General features: G+C 60.7%; 20 protein-coding genes. 1 reads left to right on the forward strand and 19 read right to left on the reverse strand.

What is annotated here, in order from left to right:
- Positions 1 to 36: 36 nt before the first annotated feature.
- The 16 genes from AYR47_RS30270 to AYR47_RS30345 form a co-directional block, all read right to left on the reverse strand.
- Entirely contained in the window at positions 37 to 597 is a 561-nt protein-coding gene (locus AYR47_RS30270) for a DUF1285 domain-containing protein (protein WP_033901259.1), read from the reverse strand.
- Positions 598 to 613: 16 nt separating this feature from the next.
- A complete protein-coding gene (locus tag AYR47_RS30275) occupies positions 614 to 1,219 on the reverse strand; it encodes a DUF4823 domain-containing protein (protein WP_033901260.1) in 606 nt (201 codons plus the stop codon).
- Between the two features lie 158 nt (positions 1,220 to 1,377).
- Positions 1,378 to 2,346, reverse strand: a complete 969-nt coding sequence (locus tag AYR47_RS30280; RefSeq protein ID WP_033901261.1) for a GTP 3',8-cyclase MoaA — start codon at positions 2,344 to 2,346, stop codon at positions 1,378 to 1,380.
- 115 nt (positions 2,347 to 2,461) lie between these two features.
- Entirely contained in the window at positions 2,462 to 3,115 is a 654-nt protein-coding gene (locus AYR47_RS30285; RefSeq protein WP_016979740.1) for a TetR/AcrR family transcriptional regulator, read from the reverse strand.
- A 445-nt stretch (positions 3,116 to 3,560) separates the two neighbouring features.
- Positions 3,561 to 4,346, reverse strand: coding sequence for a TatD family hydrolase (locus AYR47_RS30290; RefSeq protein WP_033901262.1), 786 nt, complete (start codon positions 4,344 to 4,346; stop codon positions 3,561 to 3,563).
- A gap of 63 nt (positions 4,347 to 4,409) precedes the next feature.
- A complete protein-coding gene (locus AYR47_RS30295) occupies positions 4,410 to 5,399 on the reverse strand; it encodes a DNA polymerase III subunit delta' (protein ID WP_038847785.1) in 990 nt (329 codons plus the stop codon).
- Entirely contained in the window at positions 5,392 to 6,024 is a 633-nt protein-coding gene (tmk, locus tag AYR47_RS30300) for a dTMP kinase (RefSeq protein WP_061449288.1), read from the reverse strand. The genes AYR47_RS30295 and tmk overlap by 8 nt, the downstream gene beginning before the upstream one ends.
- Positions 6,025 to 6,043: 19 nt before the next feature.
- On the reverse strand, positions 6,044 to 7,177 hold the full coding sequence (gene mltG, locus AYR47_RS30305) for an endolytic transglycosylase MltG (RefSeq protein ID WP_061449289.1): 1,134 nt from the start codon (positions 7,175 to 7,177) through the stop codon (positions 6,044 to 6,046).
- 1 nt (position 7,178) lies between these two features.
- Complete coding sequence (gene pabC / locus AYR47_RS30310) at positions 7,179 to 7,994, reverse strand: aminodeoxychorismate lyase (RefSeq protein ID WP_033901267.1); 816 nt, start codon at positions 7,992 to 7,994, stop codon at positions 7,179 to 7,181.
- Positions 7,994 to 9,238: a beta-ketoacyl-ACP synthase II gene (fabF, locus tag AYR47_RS30315; protein WP_016979749.1), complete on the reverse strand. Its 1,245-nt coding sequence runs from the start codon at positions 9,236 to 9,238 to the stop codon at positions 7,994 to 7,996. The genes pabC and fabF overlap by 1 nt, the downstream gene beginning before the upstream one ends.
- Before the next feature lie 128 nt (positions 9,239 to 9,366).
- Positions 9,367 to 9,603 (reverse strand): acyl carrier protein, encoded by a 237-nt coding sequence (gene acpP, locus AYR47_RS30320; protein WP_003175607.1) that lies wholly within the window; start codon positions 9,601 to 9,603, stop codon positions 9,367 to 9,369.
- A gap of 191 nt (positions 9,604 to 9,794) precedes the next feature.
- Positions 9,795 to 10,538 (reverse strand): 3-oxoacyl-ACP reductase FabG, encoded by a 744-nt coding sequence (gene fabG, locus AYR47_RS30325; protein ID WP_005790544.1) that lies wholly within the window; start codon positions 10,536 to 10,538, stop codon positions 9,795 to 9,797.
- A gap of 24 nt (positions 10,539 to 10,562) precedes the next feature.
- On the reverse strand, positions 10,563 to 11,501 hold the full coding sequence (gene fabD / locus AYR47_RS30330) for an ACP S-malonyltransferase (protein WP_061449290.1): 939 nt from the start codon (positions 11,499 to 11,501) through the stop codon (positions 10,563 to 10,565).
- 126 nt (positions 11,502 to 11,627) lie between these two features.
- Complete coding sequence (gene plsX, locus AYR47_RS30335) at positions 11,628 to 12,638, reverse strand: phosphate acyltransferase PlsX (RefSeq protein ID WP_082781559.1); 1,011 nt, start codon at positions 12,636 to 12,638, stop codon at positions 11,628 to 11,630.
- Positions 12,639 to 12,642: 4 nt separating this feature from the next.
- On the reverse strand, positions 12,643 to 12,825 hold the full coding sequence (rpmF, locus tag AYR47_RS30340; protein ID WP_008152339.1) for a 50S ribosomal protein L32: 183 nt from the start codon (positions 12,823 to 12,825) through the stop codon (positions 12,643 to 12,645).
- A 13-nt stretch (positions 12,826 to 12,838) separates the two neighbouring features.
- Positions 12,839 to 13,369: a YceD family protein gene (locus AYR47_RS30345; RefSeq protein WP_017737760.1), complete on the reverse strand. Its 531-nt coding sequence runs from the start codon at positions 13,367 to 13,369 to the stop codon at positions 12,839 to 12,841.
- Between the two features lie 105 nt (positions 13,370 to 13,474).
- Between AYR47_RS30345 and AYR47_RS30350 the strand changes: the two genes are divergently transcribed.
- Complete coding sequence (locus AYR47_RS30350; RefSeq protein ID WP_033901270.1) at positions 13,475 to 14,053, forward strand: Maf family protein; 579 nt, start codon at positions 13,475 to 13,477, stop codon at positions 14,051 to 14,053.
- Between the two features lie 48 nt (positions 14,054 to 14,101).
- Here the strand turns inward: AYR47_RS30350 and AYR47_RS30355 are convergent, their stop codons facing one another.
- The 3 genes from AYR47_RS30355 to rluC are packed head-to-tail and all read right to left on the reverse strand — an operon-like array spanning position 14,102 to position 16,715.
- On the reverse strand, positions 14,102 to 15,085 hold the full coding sequence (locus tag AYR47_RS30355) for a S49 family peptidase (protein ID WP_061449292.1): 984 nt from the start codon (positions 15,083 to 15,085) through the stop codon (positions 14,102 to 14,104).
- A gap of 21 nt (positions 15,086 to 15,106) precedes the next feature.
- The gene (locus AYR47_RS30360; protein ID WP_033901272.1) at positions 15,107 to 15,769 is read right to left on the reverse strand and encodes an HAD-IA family hydrolase; all 663 of its coding nucleotides are present in this window, start codon (positions 15,767 to 15,769) and stop codon (positions 15,107 to 15,109) included.
- Positions 15,756 to 16,715, reverse strand: a complete 960-nt coding sequence (rluC, locus tag AYR47_RS30365; protein WP_033901273.1) for a 23S rRNA pseudouridine(955/2504/2580) synthase RluC — start codon at positions 16,713 to 16,715, stop codon at positions 15,756 to 15,758. The genes AYR47_RS30360 and rluC overlap by 14 nt, the downstream gene beginning before the upstream one ends.
- Positions 16,716 to 17,183: the final 468 nt, after the last annotated feature.

Consider the following 17,183-nt stretch of genomic DNA (forward strand, 5'->3'; position numbering starts at 1 on the left):
CAAGCGAATTATTTCAGGGAGATGAAAAAATCGGCCTCAGGGTTCCAGGCCGATTCGGAAAAACTCGCCGCCGCTCCAGACGCCCAGCCAGTTCTGACCGTTGATCGGACGGCTCACCGCCAGCTCCACCAATTGGTAGAACGCGTTGCGGTGCACCAGGGCTTCGAGGTTGGTGCGCACCCGCAGATAGGGCGCAGGTTCCTGGGTGATTGGGTCGATCACCACCCGCAAGGGGTGTTCAAGGCCCGCTTCGATCTGATCGTCCACGTTGGTGGTAAAGCGCAGCAACTGGCCTTCGCCCTGCCCTTCGACCTCCAGCGTTACCGCCACGAACGGCGCATCATCGACGCTGATGCCGACCTTTTCCACGGGAGTGACCAGGAAGTAATCATCGCCATCGCGGCGGATGATGTTGGAGAACAGCTTGACCATCGGCTTACGTCCGATCGGTGTGCCCTGGTAGAACCAGGTACCGTCGCGGGCGATGCGCATGTCGATGTTGCCGCAGAAGTCCGGGTTCCACAGATGTACCGGCGCCGGTCCCTTGCCTTTGGGCAGTTGGGCCAACAGATCGTTGGCCTTGGCGGAATCGGTCATGGGGTTCTCCTGGTGCTTATTGATCACTCATGCCCAGCAGACTGCGAGCGTACTGGCGCAGCGGGCGGGCAATCAGATCTTCTGGCTTGTTGTCGTGGAACGTCAGTAAACCGCCACGACTGCGAATACGTGCAGTATCAATCAAATACTGGGTGCTGGTCTCGATCAACATGATCTGGATGACGCCGCTGTCCAACCCGACACGGTCGAGGGCTTCCTGATCCGCCCATTCATCGGCATTGCCGATACGGTCATCAGCCTTGGCGAAACGGCAGTACAGCAGGTAGTGAGCGCCGGCCGCACGGGCTTCGGACATTGCCTGCTCCAGACCTTCCGGCTGACGGGCGCGACGCACCATGGGGAAATACTCGATGAAACCATTGAAGGCTTCCTCGGCCACCACGTTTGGACGCGGATAAGCGCTGCCCGGCGGCACAAAGGCGCCTTGGGCGATAAACACGAATGAGTCCGGTTGTATGCGAACCGAGGCGGTGCGACGGGTATCGCTGTGATCCAGCAAACCGGCATCGCTCATCTGATAGCGGGTGCCTTCGGCCATATCGCTGACGGTCATGCAACCACTCAGCGTCAACGACGCCAGCAACAAAACCAGACTACGCATCCTAATCCTCCAGAAGCCGGTGACGGAAAACCGGCGAATGGGCGTGAGATGCAGGTTCTGGGCCAGGGGAGCAGCTGCAAGCCTCAAGCCTCAAGCTTGTAGCTTGTAGCTTGTAGCTTGTAGCTTGTAGCTTGTAGCTTGCAGCTTGCAGCTCGGCCTCAGCCGCCAATAATCTTCATGATGGTCGCGCCACCGGAGAAGGCGACTTCCTGTTTGTCGCCCAACGCCTTCATCAACAGGCCCTGCAGCGCCGGCAACGCTTGATGGCGGGGTTTGTCCAACAGGTCGCCGACATAGTGGCGGTTACTCGACGACAGGCAACCATGTAACCAACCCGTGGACGACAACCGCAACCGCGAGCAGGTCCGGCAGAACGGCACGCTTTCGTTGGCAATGACTCCGAAATAGCCCTTGCCGGGTATTTCATAACGCACCGCCGTCGCGTCAATGGGCGCACTGGCTTGCAGGTACTCATGCTGTTCGCCGATCAGGCCGAGCAGTTGTTGCAGGCTGACAAACTGCTGCAGAAACGCGTTGGAGTCCTTGGCCAGGTGGCCCATGCGCATCAACTCGATAAAGCGCAGTTCATAACCCCGCTCCAGGCAGTACTCAAGCAGCGGCATCACCTGGTCGAGGTTCTGGCCGCGCAATGGCACCATGTTGACCTTGATCTTGATTCCGGCGGCGCGGGCCTGGTCCATGCCGTCGAGCACGGTGGCCAGGTCGCCGCCACGGGCGATGCTGCGGAAGGCGTCCGCATCCAGGGTATCGAGGGAGACGTTGATGCGCTTGATCCCGGCGTCCACCAGCAGCGGCAGTTTGCGCGCCAGCAGTTGGCCATTGGTGGTCAGGCTGATGTCACTGAGGCCCATCTGCCCGACGGCGCCCATGAAGGCTTCCAGCTTGGGGCTGACCAGCGGTTCGCCGCCGGTGATGCGCAGGCGGTCGATGCCGGCGGCCTCGATCAGATAAGCCACGCCACGGGCCATGGCCTCGGCGGAGAGTTCGTCCTGGGCAGCCACCAGCCGCTTGCCGTTGGGCACGCAGTAGGTACACGCGTAATTGCAGGCTGAGGTCAGGCTGATCCGCAAATTGCGAAAACGCCTGCCTTGACGATCAACGATCATGGATCACTCCGGCAGAGGATGATTCGGGCGCGCTAAAAGCTGACTGATAAATCAGCTTTTAGCAAGAGTCCTTGCCTGAGTATATTCCTGGGGTACTACGCGTGGCAGCAAATCATTACGTGGAAGGCGATTCCAGCGGCGGCTGCTCGGTACTGTGCTTGCGCTTGTTGCCCATGCGCACGCCGATGTCCATCAGGAACTGGAAGAACCCTTCCTGATCTTCCAGCACATTGCTCCAGAACGGTGAGTGATACAGCGCCACGGCGCCGTGCACCAACGCCCAGGCCGCGCAATAGTGGAAATACGGCGGCACGTCTTCCAGCTTGCCTTCGCTGATGCGGCCCTTGATCAACAGGGTCAGGCGTTCGAAGTTCGACGCACGGATCTTGTGCAGTTCCTCGACCATCTCCGGCACCTGATGGCCCTTGACCACCTTCTCTTCCAGGCGGTCGAACAGGCGATAGCGCTGCGGGTCGCGCATGCGGAACTCGAAGTAGGCGCGGGACAGCGCTTCCTTGTCCTTGTCCACATCGGCCGAATGCAGCAGCTCGTTCAAGTCACGCTCGTAGTCGAGCATCAGGCGCAGATAGATCTCGGCCTTGGACTTGAAGTGCTTGTAGATCGTGCCTTTGCCGATACCCACGGCATCCGCGATCATCTCGACGGTGACGCTGTCTTCACCCTGTTCGAGGAACAGTTTGAGTGCGGTGTCGAGAATTTCCTGCTCACGGCGGCGAAACTCACGGACCTTACGGGGTTCTTTGTGCATGAGGAAGAAGTCTGCAAAGGTCAAAATAGGGAGGGTTACGCAGGGCCACGGATACGCGGCGATACGATTTACCCGGTGCGAGGGATTATCCCGACTGAACGGTCGCTGGGCAATGCCTATGTGAACCCGAAACGCACTTTACTTTCAGTGCGCCAACGTTTTCATGGATCTCAGTCAGAAATAATACGCAACAACTGCCGTCGTGCGCCCGCCCAATGAGAACTCAAGGGAAGCGCGCGTATTCCAAATCTGTTTAAAAAACGACCAGTCGCGACTGGACTGAATCGGATACTGATCAATACTTGAACTGTCGGCGTGACATCTCCCCCAAGTGACGCGCCGACCTGGGTACCAACGGACCGCGTACCCTTGTTTTACTCCTAATGGTCTTAGCCCGGATTCACCCCCCAGAACCCGGGTTTTTTTTGCCTGGGATTTGGCCGCGTCAGCCAGCGACGTGAGCCAACGGAAACAGGCGCTTGAAGTTCTCGGTGGTCTGCTCGGCAAACCGCTCGTAGGACTCGCCGCGCAGCATCGCCAGGTAATCCGCCACATCGCGCACATATTCGGGCAGGTTCGGCTTGCCGCGATGGGGGATGGGCGCCAGGTACGGCGAGTCGGTTTCCACCAGCAGGCGGTCGGCTGGCACCTGGCGTGCGACGTCACGCAGGGCGTCGGCGTTGCGGAAGGTGACGATGCCCGACAGGGAGATGTAGAACCCCAGGTCCAGGGCCGCCTTGGCCATATCCCAATCTTCAGTGAAGCAATGCAACACGCCGGCCTGGGGCAGCGCGGCTTCGCGCAGCAGGGTCAGGGTGTCGGCGCGAGCGCCACGGGTATGGACGATCACTGGTTTGCCGGTCTGCTGGGCGGCTTGCAGGTGCAGGCGGAACGAAGCCTGCTGCACCTGCGCCGCTTCGGGCTCGTAGTGGTAATCCAGGCCGGTTTCGCCGATAGCCACCACGCGTGGGTGATTGAGTTCAGTCAGCAGCCAATCAAGCGCTGGGGCTTCACCGGGCTTGAGGTCCAGCGGATGAATGCCCACCGAGCAATCCACATCGGCGTAGCGATCAGCCAGGGCTTTGACATCGGCTGCGTTTTCGGCGCTGACGCCGATGCACAGGAAGTGCCCTACCCCGCGCTGGCGTGCAGCTTCGAGGGCAGCATCCAGGGAACCGCCGTGCTGCGCCAGGTCGAGGCGGTCGAGGTGGCAATGGGAATCTACGAGCATAGGGATCTACAACTTAAATCACGAAAAGTGTCTGGCCGACGATACACCTGTCGGCCACGGAAATTAACGGCGGCCAAGCAAGCCGACCCATTGCACCAGCAGCGCCTCAAGCAACAGCACGCGGTTAAGGTTGGCCTTGCCGAGCACCTTCTGGCGCTGGGCGAGGATCCAGTCCTGGATCGTCAGCACTTTGTCCTGGGCACTTTTCTGCGCCAGGTACTGCACCACTTTGCGCATGTCCGGCAGGCCCAGGCCATTTTCATCCTGGGTCAGCTGGTAGCGCAGGATCAGGCTTGACCAGTCGCAGAACCAATCGAACAGCAACAACAGAGGAATGTCCTTCCAGGCAGTTTCGGCCAGCTGGGTGGCGGAGACTTCCTGCTTGATGAGTTTCTTCACGCCCTCCACCACCAGCGCGCGTTGCTCACGCACGCCCTGGGCGTGCAGCTTCACCGCCGCCAAGGGGGAGCCGGCCGCCAGGGTCAGCAGTTCGACCCGTTCATCCGCGCTGCACTCCGGCAACGCCTGCGCGAGCCATTCCAGGCTCATGGCCTCGCTCGGCAGTGGGCACGCCTGCTGCACGCAACGGCTGCGGATGGTCGGCAACAAACGGCTGGACTGGTGACTGACCAGCAACAACACGGTATCGCCGGACGGCTCTTCCAGGCTCTTGAGCAAGGCGTTGGCGGCGTTGATGTTCATCGCCTCCACCGGCTCGATCAACACAACCTTGCGCCCGCCCATCTGCGCGGTCTGCACCACGAAGCTGACGAGGTCGCGCACCTGGTCGACCTTGATCGCCTTGTCGGCTTCCTCGGGCTCCAGCACGTAGTTGTCCGGGTGGCTGCCAGCCTTGAGCAACAGGCAGGACTTGCACTCGCCGCAGGCTTCCAGGTTGACCGGGCGCTGGCACAGCAGGCTGGCCATGAGGCGCTCGGCCAGGTCACGCTTGCCGATCCCAACCGGCCCATGCAACAGGTAGGCGTGGGCGTGCTGGGCTCGGCCAGCCAGTTGTTGCCACAGACTGTCCTGCCACGGGTAGGCTTCAGCCACGGGCGCGCTCCAGCAGTGTCGGCAACAGCGCGTCGATGGCGTGTTGCACCTGGGCCAGCGGTTGGGCGGCGTCCAGCAAATAGTAGCGCGCAGGCTCGACCGCAGCGCGCTTGAGGAACGCGGTGCGTACGGCGTCAAAGAAGGCCTGGCCTTCCAGCTCGAAACGATCCAGGCGACCACGGGCGCTGGCGCGGGCCAGGCCCACTTCCACCGGCAGGTCAAAGACCAGGGTCAGGTCAGGACGCAGGTCGCCTTGAACGAAGGTTTCGAGCGTGGCGATGCGCTCCAGGGACAGGCCCCGACCACCGCCCTGGTAGGCATAGGTGGAATCGGTGAACCGGTCGCAGATCACCACGGCACCGCGCGCGAGGGCTGGGCGAATCACCTCGGCCAGGTGCTGGGCACGGGCGGCGAACACCAGCAGCAGCTCGGTGTCCGGGTTCATCTGCTCTTCACCCGGCGCCAGCAACACCTCGCGGATACGCTCGGCCAGCGGCGTGCCGCCGGGCTCGCGGGTCAGCACCACTTCGATCCCTTCGCTGCGCAAGCGCTCAGCCAGGTAATCGCGGTTGGTGCTTTTGCCGGCGCCTTCAGGGCCTTCCAGGGTAATAAACAAGCCAGTCACAGGCAGTCCTTAGTCAGAATTATTGCGGGTTTTGCGGCGCTTCAACATCTGGCGCAGACTCGGCCGGCTTTTCAACGGGCACATCGGCCGGCGGCGTTGCATCTTCCGCAGGTTTCACCACTGGCGCCGGGCTGGAGCGATAATCGGCGCGGCGCTTGAGCTGGAACTCGCGCACGGCGGCATTATGCGCATCCAGGTCATCAGAGAAAATATGGCTGCCATCACCCCGTGCGACGAAATACAGGCTACTGCCCGGCACCGGGTTCAGCGCGGCATGGATCGCCTCGCGACCGACCATGGCGATGGGCGTCGGCGGCAGGCCGGCGACCATATAGGTGTTGTAAGGGTTGGCTTCCTTGAGGTGGGCGCGGGTCAACTTGCCGTTGTAGCGCTCGCCCAGGCCGTAGATCACCGTCGGGTCGGTCTGCAACAGCATGCCGATCTTCAGGCGACGCACAAAGACGCCGGCGATCTGCCCACGCTCTTCAGGCACGCCCGTCTCTTTCTCCACCAGGGAGGCCATGATCAACGCTTGATAAGGGTCGGTGTACGGCGCATCGGCCGCACGCTTGCTCCACTCCTGGGCGAGTACATCATCCAGACGGTTGTAGGCTTTTTTCAGGAATTCGACGTCGGTCATCCCACGTACGAAGCGGTAGGTATCCGGGAAGAACCGCCCTTCGGGAAACACGCCGGGGTGACCGAGCTTGTCCATCACCTCCGTGTCGCTCAGGCCTGCGAGGGTCTGCACGATCTTTTCATGCTTGGCCAGCGCCGAACGCACCTGGCGGAAGTTCCAGCCTTCCACCAGCGTCAGGCTGTATTGCACCACTTCGCCACGCTGCCACAGGCCGATCAGGCCTTGCGCCGTCATGCCAGGGGTCATGCGGTATTCGCCGCTGTGCAGCGGCTGGCCGTCGAGGTTGAAACGCCAGTACAGGCGCAACCAGAAGGCGCCATCCAGCACGCCGTCCGCTTCCAGGCGATTGAACGTGCCGGTCGGGGTCGCCCCAGCCGGTACGTCGAGCAATTGCTCCTGGGTCAGGTTCAAGGGCTGCTTCAGGGCCGCGTCGTATTTCCACGCGCCATAGCCCAACAGCAACGCCGCCGAGAACAGACCGATCAGCAGCAGTACAACCAGTTTTCGTATCAACTCAAATTTCCAATAGCGCGCGAACAATGCCCTGCAGTTTACGGGTGAGCGGCCCAACCGGCCAGCTCATCCCAGCGCAACCGCGCACCGGCCAAATGCCATAAACGCTGTTGCACACGAAGACTTCGTCGGCCTGCTGCAACTGCTCAAGATCGATGTCGGCCACGGCCACCGGGAGGCCTAGGCCATCTGCCTGGGCCAGAATCTCGGCGCGCATCACGCCGGCAACGCCGCATCGGGTCAGATCAGCGGTTAGTAACAAGCCGTTGCGCACCAGGAACAGGTTGCTGAATACACCCTCAATGACACGCCCGGACACATCCAGCATCAAGCCTTCAGCGTGCTCGGCGTCTTGCCATTCGGCGCGGGCGATCACCTGCTCCAGGCGATTGAGGTGCTTGAGACCGGCCAGCAACGGCTGCTCGGCCAAGCGCGTCGCACACGCAAACAGACGGATACCGTCGACTGCATGGGCGTGGGGATAGGTAGCGGGCGGGTTGCCCTGCAAGATACGGCGCGCCGGCGCGCCAGGGTTGATGCCATAACCGCGCAGGCTGTCGCCACGGGTGAGGATCAACTTGAGGACACCGTCGCCGAGGGCGGCGGCATAGGCCAGCACTTCGCTGCGGATCACCACGGGGTCCGCAACCAAGGCGAGACGCCTGCAACCCTCAGCGAGGCGTTGCAGGTGACGGTCGAGCAGCACCGGCTGCCCGGCCCTGACGGCGATGGTCTCGAACAGCCCATCACCGTACGCCAGGCCGCGATCTTTCAGGGGCACGCTGTCCGCTGGCTGACCGTCGACCCAGCTGTGCATCACTCGGCGAACCGGCGGAACACCAGGGAACCGTTGGTGCCACCAAAACCGAACGAGTTGGAGATCACCACGTCGATCGGCATCGGTTGCGCTTCGTGAGGCACGAAGTTCAGGTCGCAGCCTTCGTCCGGCTCATCCAGGTTGATGGTCGGCGGAGCGACCTGGTCCTTAATGGCCATGACGCTGAAGATCGCTTCGACCGCGCCCGCCGCACCCAACAAGTGGCCGGTCATGGACTTGGTGGAGCTGACCGCCAGGTTGTAGGCGTGTGCGCCGAACACTGACTTGATGGCTTCGGCTTCCGCCAAATCGCCAGTCGGGGTCGACGTGCCGTGGGCGTTGATGTACTGCACCTGGTCCGCATTGACCTTCGCATCGCGCAGGGCATTGGTGATGCAACGCGCAGCACCGGCACCGTCGGACGGTGGCGACGTCATGTGGTACGCATCGCCGCTCATGCCAAAGCCGATCAGCTCGGCGTAGATGGTGGCGCCACGCGCCTTGGCGTGTTCCAACTCTTCCAGCACCAGGGCACCGGCACCGTCGGACAGTACGAAACCGTCACGGCCTTTGTCCCATGGACGGCTGGCGCGGGTGGGTTCGTCGTTACGGGTCGACAGCGCACGGGACGCACCGAAGCCGCCCATGCCGAGGCCGCAGGCCGCCATTTCGGCGCCGCCGGCGATCATCACGTCGGCTTCGTCATAGGCGATGTTGCGCGCCGCCATGCCAATGCAGTGCGTACCGGTGGTGCACGCCGTGGCGATGGCGTAGTTAGGCCCCTGTGCGCCCAAGTGGATCGACAGGAAACCGGAAATCATGTTGATGATCGAACCCGGAACGAAGAACGGTGAAATTCGACGGGGGCCGGAATCGTGCAACGTGCGGCTGGTTTCTTCGATATTGGTCAAACCGCCAATACCCGAACCCATGGCCACGCCGATGCGGTCACGGTTGGCGTCGGTGACTTCCAGGCCGGCGTTACGCACTGCCTGAAAACCGGCTGCCAGGCCGTATTGAATGAACAGGTCGAGTTTGCGGGATTCTTTGACCGAGAGGTATTCCTCGACATTGAAACCCTTTACCGAGCCGCCAAAACGGGTGGAATAGGCAGAAAGGTCCGTGTGTTCGATCAGACCAATACCACTGTGGCCAGCCAGAATGCCCTGCCAACTGCTCGGCACATCCGTGCCCAGTGGCGACAACATACCCATACCGGTGACTACGACGCGTCTACGCGACACAGCACTCTCCTTTTTCTAATGACGACACTTTTGCTTCAGCGCTTGTTTTTCATCAGGGCTAAAGAAAAAACCGCACGCCGTTACAGCAGTGCGGTTTTTCCCTGACAGCAAGCGACGACTACAAACTATTACGCCTGGTGGCTAGTAACGTAGTCGATAGCAGCTTGAACAGTAGTGATTTTTTCAGCTTCTTCGTCCGGGATTTCGGTCTCGAATTCCTCTTCCAGAGCCATCACCAGCTCAACGGTGTCAAGGGAATCGGCACCCAGGTCTTCTACGAAGGAAGCAGTGTTGACCACTTCTTCTTCTTTAACGCCCAGTTGCTCGGCGACGATTTTCTTGACGCGCTCTTCGATGGTGCTCATACCTTGTTTAACTCCTAATGGACAAATTCAGGCAGCTGGCCAGTGGGTAAGTGTATAGAAAGCCTTTTCAGCTTTTCAACTGAAAGCTTCACCCTGTACCCGGTCGGCCACCTGCCTATAAATTAAGTTGCAGCTTTATAACGGATTTTAGACAGCTCGTATGACATTTTTTTGAAGCGATCCGTCACAATTTAACTCATGTACATCCCGCCGTTCACCGGGATTGTAGCCCCAGTCACGTATGCCGCACCGTCGGATGCCAGGAAAGTGACCACATTCGCGATCTCTTGGGCCTGGCCCAGACGGCCCAGCGGAATCTGCGTCAGCAAGGCTTCACGCTGTGCTTCCGGCAGCTCACGGGTCATATCGGTGTCGATGAACCCTGGGGCCACCGAGTTGACCGTAATCGACCGCGAGCCGACTTCACGTGCCAATGCACGGCTGAAACCTTCCAGACCGGCTTTGGCGGAGGCGTAGTTTACTTGGCCTGCGTTGCCCATGGCACCCACTACGGAGCCAATATTGATAATTCGGCCCCAACGCGCCTTGGTCATGCCGCGCAAAACGCCCTTGGACAGGCGAAACAGACTGTTCAAGTTGGTGTCGACCACGTCGTACCACTCGTCGTCTTTCATGCGCATCATCAGGTTGTCGCGGGTGATACCGGCGTTGTTCACCAGAATCGCCGGCGCACCGAACTGTGCGGTGATCTCGGCCAGTACAGCAGCCACGGACTCATCACTGGTCACGTTCAGCTCAAGGCCAGTACCTTGCACGCCGTTTTCCTTCAGGGTCGCGGCGATACGCTCGGCGCCCGAAGCGGAAGTGGCGGTACCGATCACAACGGCGCCCTGACGGCCCAGTTCCAGGGCGATCGCCTGGCCAATGCCACGGCTTGCGCCGGTAACCAGTGCAACTTTACCTTGCAGACTCATGCAGGCTTCTCCTTAGTTCGGGGATTAGGCCAGTGCCGCGCGAGCGGCAGCGAAGGCATCCGGGGTATTGAGGTTGGCAGTCGACACGCCGTCGGCGCAGCGCTTGTTCAGGCCGGCCAGGACTTTGCCCGGACCGCACTCGACCAGCTCGGTGGCGCCGTTGGCCGCCAGGGTCTGGACCGATTCAACCCATCGTACGGGCTTGTAGAGTTGTTCCAGCAGGTCGCGCTTGAGGGTGTCGAGGTCGGCAGCCACGGCGGCGCTGACGTTCTGTACCAGCGGAATCTGCGGCGCCTGCCAGTTGATGGCAGCGATGGACTCGGCAAACCGCTCGGCCGCCGGACGCATAAGCTCGCAGTGCGACGGCACGCTCACCGGCAATGGCAGCGCACGCTTGGCGCCACGGGCTTTGCAGCCTTCGATAGCACGCTCGACCGCAGCCTTGGCACCGGCGATTACCACCTGGCCAGGCGAGTTGAAGTTCACGGCGCTGACCACTTCGCCCTGGGCCGCTTCGGCGCAGGCTTCGATCACCACGGCGTCATCCAGGCCCAGGATAGCGGCCATGCCGCCCTGCCCGGCCGGAACGGCTTCTTGCATCAGTTGGCCACGGCGCTCGACCAGCTTGACCGCCTCACCGAGGGTCAGGCTGCCCGCGGCAACCAGGGCGCTGTATTCGCCCAGGCTGTGACCGGCGACGAATGCCGGACGCGTGCCGCCTTCCGCCAGCCACAAGCGCCACAGGGCGATCGAAGCGGTCAGGATGGCCGGCTGGGTCTTATCGGTTTGATTGAGCTGCTCTTCCGGCCCTTGCTGGGTCAGTGCCCACAGGTCGTAACCGAGGGCGTCGGAAGCCTCTTTAAAGGTGTCCAGGACCAGCGGGTATTGCGCGCCCAGCTCGGCCAACATGCCGAGGGACTGCGAACCCTGCCCTGGAAAGACGAATGCGAGGGATGTAGACATGTAACAAGCCCCTAATGATCTGGTCGTCAAAAATGCGCACTCCTACGGTGGGAGCACACGAAACTGACAGATTGGATGGTCAATTGAACTGGCCGGTCACATTTAAGCACTCTCGGGCCGATTCGCCTAAGGCAACAGGTCCTCAAGACGGCCGTGCAAGCGTTGCGGCAGGTTTTCATGGATCTCGATCAGGGCCCGCGCAATCGCACTTTGAAAGCCTTCCACACCGGCCGAGCCATGGCTTTTCACCACGATACCCTGCAACCCCAGGAAACTCGCACCGTTATGCCGCGCCGGGGCAAGGTCGGCCTGCAGTCGACGCATCAACGGCAACGCCAGGGCGCCAACCAGACGCGACGCCAGGTTCTGCTTGAACAACGCCTCGATACGCGTGGCGATCATGGTCGCCAAGCCTTCGCTGGATTTAAGCAGGATATTTCCGACAAACCCATCGCACACCACTACATCGGCTTCGCCACGGTACAAACCGTCACCCTCGACAAAACCGATGTAGTTCAAGCCACGCGCGCCTTGCAGCAAAGTGGCGGCCAGCTTGACCTGCTGGTTACCCTTGATGTCTTCGGTACCGATATTCAGCAAGGCCACCCGTGGCCGGGCAACACCCAGCGCTTCGGCGGCCACCGAGCCCATCACGGCAAACTGGAACAGGTGCTCGGCACTGCAATCGACGTTCGCGCCCAGGTCCAGCAGTTGGCAGTAGCCTTTCTGCGTCGGAATCGCCGCGACCATCGCCGGCCGATCAATACCGGGCAAGGTCTTGAGCACAAACCGCGACAACGCCATAAGGGCCCCGGTATTGCCGGCGCTGACACAGGCTTGCACCTTGCCATCACGCAGCAGCTCCAGCGCCACCCGCATCGAAGAGTCGGGCTTGCCACGCAAAGCCGCCGCTGGCTTTTCATCCATGGTGATGGTTTCGCTCGCTGGCGTAATCGTCAGGCGCGCGCGATCCACCGCCGGATGGCTGGCAATCAGTTCTTCAAGTAGGGAGGGTTGACCGACAAGGGTCAGGTGCAGCGAGGGTGTAGCAGACAGGCTGGCAATGCAGGCCTGAACAATGCTGCGGGGACCGAAGTCCCCGCCCATTGCGTCTATCGCGATGACTAGAGCAGACAAGTGATTACTCGTCAGCGCCCTTGTCGATCACTTTACGACCACGGTATACGCCTTCTGGCGATACGTGGTGACGCAGGTGAATTTCACCGGTGGTTTTTTCTACAGACAGAGTGCTCGCCGTCAGGGCATCGTGCGAACGACGCATGTCACGGGCAGAGCGGGATTTTTTGTTCTGCTGAACAGCCATAATTGATTAACTCCTAAACGTTTGGGTCACGCTTTAACTGCGCCAATACACTGAACGGGTTGGACCGCGTTACCTCGTCCTCGCTCGGTTCGGGCTCGTCATCGAGCCCCTCCGGCTGCTGGCATTCTTCCGGATGATGAGCAGGCACAATGGGCAAGGCGAGCAGAAGCTCCTCCTCGATCAGTGCATGCAGATCCAATGGATCTTCGCCCAGTTCCAGCACGTCATAACCTTTCGGCAACGACTGGGTATTCGCACCCTCCTTCACCACAGCATAACTGCACTCGCTGTGAATCGGCAGGGTGACCAGCTCAAGACAACGCTGGCAAACCATTTTGACTTCGGTGTCGATAAAGCTGTGGATTACCACAGACTTACGTTCATCTCGTTCAAAAACGAATTTGGCCTGCACCGTACCGACAGTGTCGGAAAGCGGGTCGCAGAGTCTCTCCAAATCGGCCAGCAGCAATTCACCTTGAAGGGAAGTGCCACGATCAGCCAATTTGCGCGGGTCAACGTGAGGTGGAATCGGGTCATTCAACATAGGCGCAGCATTATAGGGATGCACCCAGCCATGTCAAAGGAAATTCAGCCCTGTGCGTCAGCCGGTCGCCCCGCTAGAATCCCCGGCTGCCCTGAGGAGACGCCCATGCTGCCTTTATTACTCGCATCCAGCTCGGTTTATCGCCGGGAATTGCTGAGCCGCCTGCACCTGCCGTTCATCTGCAGCTCACCCGATATCGACGAAAGCCACCGTGAAAATGAGTCCGCCGTGGAACTGGTCAAGCGCCTGGCCGAACAGAAAGCCCGCGCCCTCGCCGCCAGCCATCCAGGGCACCTGATTATAGGCTCCGACCAGGTCGCGGCGCTCGATGGCCGGATCATCGGCAAACCCCACACCTTCGAAAACGCTCGCGAACAACTGCTGGCGGCCAGTGGCAAGCGTGTGAGCTTCCTGACTGGCCTTGCGCTGCTCAACAGCAAAACCGGTCAGTGTCAGGTCGACTGCGTATCTTTTACCGTGCACATGCGGGAACTGGACGCGGAACGCATCGAGCGTTACCTGCGGATTGAGCAGCCGTATGACTGTGCGGGCAGTTTCAAGGCCGAAGGGTTGGGCGTGAGCCTGTTCCAGAGCACAGACGGGCCGGATGCGACGAGCCTGGTAGGCCTGCCACTGATCCGACTGGTGGATATGCTGCTGGCCGAAGGCGTACAGATCCCCTGACCTACAAAAAACCGGCCGCAAGGGCCGGTTCTTTTTGACCTTGGACTGTCAGCGCAGCGTCGGGCCCTGGAAGCCCATATACAACGCCAGCTTCTCTGCCACGCTGGCACCCAGCCGCTTGGAGAACCGGTCAAATGGCGACTCTTCGACGGTGAAGTCCACCAACTCTTTCTCGCCAATCACATCCCGCGCCACCGAACTGGCACTGCCCAGGCCATCGATCAGACCCAGCGGCAACGCTTGTTCGCCCGACCACACCAGGCCGGAGAACAACTCCGGATGGTCTTTATCCTTCAGACGATCGCCGCGCCCCTGCTTCACGCTGGCGATGAACTGACGATGCGTGGTGTCGAGCACGCCCTGCCAGAACTGGGTTTCGTCAGCCTTCTGCGGCTGGAACGGATCCAGGAACGACTTGTGCTCGCCCGACGTGTAGGTGCGACGCTCTACACCGAGCTTCTCCATGGTGCCGACAAAGCCGTAGCCGGCTGCCGTCACACCGATGGAACCCACCAGACTGGCCTTGTCGGCGTAGATCTGGTCGGCAGCACTGGCAATGTAATAGGCACCCGAAGCCCCCAGGTCAGAAATCACCGCATACAGCTTGGTATCCGGATGCAGGCCACGCAGGCGGCGAATCTCGTCATACACGTAACCGGACTGCACCGGGCTGCCGCCTGGGCTGTTGATGCGCAGGATCACGCCCTTGACCTTGGGGTCTTCAAACGCGGCACGCAGGCTGCTGACGATGTTGTCGGCGCTGGCGGACTCCTTGTCGGCAATCACCCCGCGCACTTCGATCAGGGCGGTGTAGTTGGCACCACGGGTTGCGCTTTTTTCCATGTCCATCAGCGGGCTGAACAATGCGAGCATGGCGATAAGCCAGACGAACGTCAGCAGCTTGAAGAAAATCCCCCAGCGCCGTGCACGGCGTTGTTCCTGGACGCTGGCCAGGAGGGTTTTCTCCAGCAGCTTCCAGCTTTTGTCGTCGCTGTTTTCAACCTTTTCGGGCGCTTTCCACTCGTCACTCATGCCATCAACCCCAGCAAAGACTTATTGGGCCCGGCTGAGCCAGGCCTGCAATTCGGAAAAATGATCGATCGTCAGACGCGGCTCGTATTGCTGCAAGGCCTCGGCAGCCTGGGCGCCATAGCTGACTGCCACACTGTCCATGCCCGCATTGCGCGCCATCATCAGATCGAAGGAAGCATCACCCACCATCAAGGCCTGGCGTGGCGACACGCCGCAATGGGCCAGGATCTGCTCCAGCATCAGAGGGTGAGGCTTACTGGCAGTTTCATCGGCGGCGCGGGTGATATCGAAATAATCTTCCCAACCGTGAGCCTTGAGCACCCGATCCAGCCCGCGACGCGCCTTGCCGGTGGCGACCGCCAGGTGATAACCCTCGGCGCGAAACGCATCCAGTGACTGCACCACACCGTCGAACAACGGCGAAGGCGTGGCCTCCAGGGCGATGTAGTGGTCCGCATAGTGATCACGAAAGGTGACCAGTTCGGCGTCACTGATCTCGGGGTATAGGGTACGAATCGCCTCAGGCAGGCCCAGGCCGATGATGCCTTTGACCGCGTGATCAGTGCACAGCGCATAGCCCGAGCGGGTCGACGCCGCGTGCATCGACTCGACAATCCGGCCAATGGAGTTGGCCAGGGTGCCGTCCCAATCGAAAATCAGCAGTTTGTAATCAAGGTGCGACACTCAAACGCTCCACGGTCTTGGCCCACATCTCATCGACCGGCGCCTGCAGCTTCAACTCGCCACCATCAGGCAGTGGCACCGTGAGCATGTAGGCGTGCAGGAACAGGCGCTTGCCGCCCAGGTCGCGGATTTCCTTGGAGAAATCCTCGTCGCCGTACTTGGTATCACCAGCAATGCAATGGCCGGCGTGCAAGGTGTGCACGCGAATCTGATGGGTACGCCCGGTCACAGGCTTGGCCTCGACCATGGTGGCGAAGTCACCGAAGCGACGCAGCACCTTGAACAGGGTCAGGGCTTCTTTGCCCTCCTCGTCCACTTCCACCATGCGCTCGCCGGAGCGCAAGTTGCTCTTCTGCAACGGCGCGCGGACGCTTTTGATGGAACTGGCCCAGTTGCCGCGCACCAGCGCCATGTAGCGCTTGTCCACGCCATCGCCACGCAGGGCGGTGTGCAGGTGGCGCAACATGCTGCGTTTCTTGGCGATCATCAGCAGGCCGGAGGTGTCGCGGTCCAGGCGATGGACCAATTCCAGCTCCTTGGCGTCCGGACGCAACTGACGAAAGGCTTCGATCACGCCGAAATTCAGGCCACTGCCGCCGTGAACCGCAATGCCGCAAGGCTTGTTGATCACGATCAGCTTGTTGTCTTCGAAGACAATCGAGGCTTCCAGGCGTTGCAACAAACCCTGGGCCAAGGGCACAGGCTCGTCACGCTCGGGCACGCGAACCGGCGGCACACGGACGATATCGCCCGCCTGCAACTTGTACTCGGGCTTGATCCGACCCTTGTTCACCCGCACTTCACCTTTACGCAAGATGCGGTAAATCAAGGTCTTGGGCACGCCTTTGAGCCTGGCCAGGAGAAAATTGTCGATGCGTTGGCCGGCATATTCCGGCGAGACCTCGAGCAGCTGGACGCTGGGGGTCTGGGGGGCGGTAGTCGTCATGGCGGCGATGATAACAATTTTTTATGGAATTGAAGCACTTAATCATTGCTGCTATAGTCGCGAACGCCGCCAAAAGCGGCCTGGACAGAGGACTTGCGGCAAACTGCCGGCCCTGACCATCGCAATTCATCAGGACGCGAGGCCGTCCTACGGGGCTTTCGCCACCCTGGAAGGCTCAAGATTGTAACAAGCGCAGGTGACATGAGGCCTGAAGCGAGTGCAGAAAGCAGAGTGAATACTCGCGTTCTGCGCCGATATTTACGGCCAGTTCACAAAGTGCAGTCAGTCTTGGACCAGACCACGGCGAATGCTTCGGAAACAACGCCTGTTAAGAGCTGAGTGAGAGCGCAACCGCCCACACCTAGTCTTGTTTAGCCATGAGCGTGGACTCCCCATTGGAGAACACGGTAAATGCCAACCCGCTGCGGATTCTGCGCGCGGCAGCACCCGAATTATCAGGGATACGTG

The organism is Pseudomonas azotoformans (genome assembly GCF_001579805.1).
GTDB classification, from domain to species: Bacteria; Pseudomonadota; Gammaproteobacteria; order Pseudomonadales; family Pseudomonadaceae; genus Aquipseudomonas; species Aquipseudomonas azotoformans_A.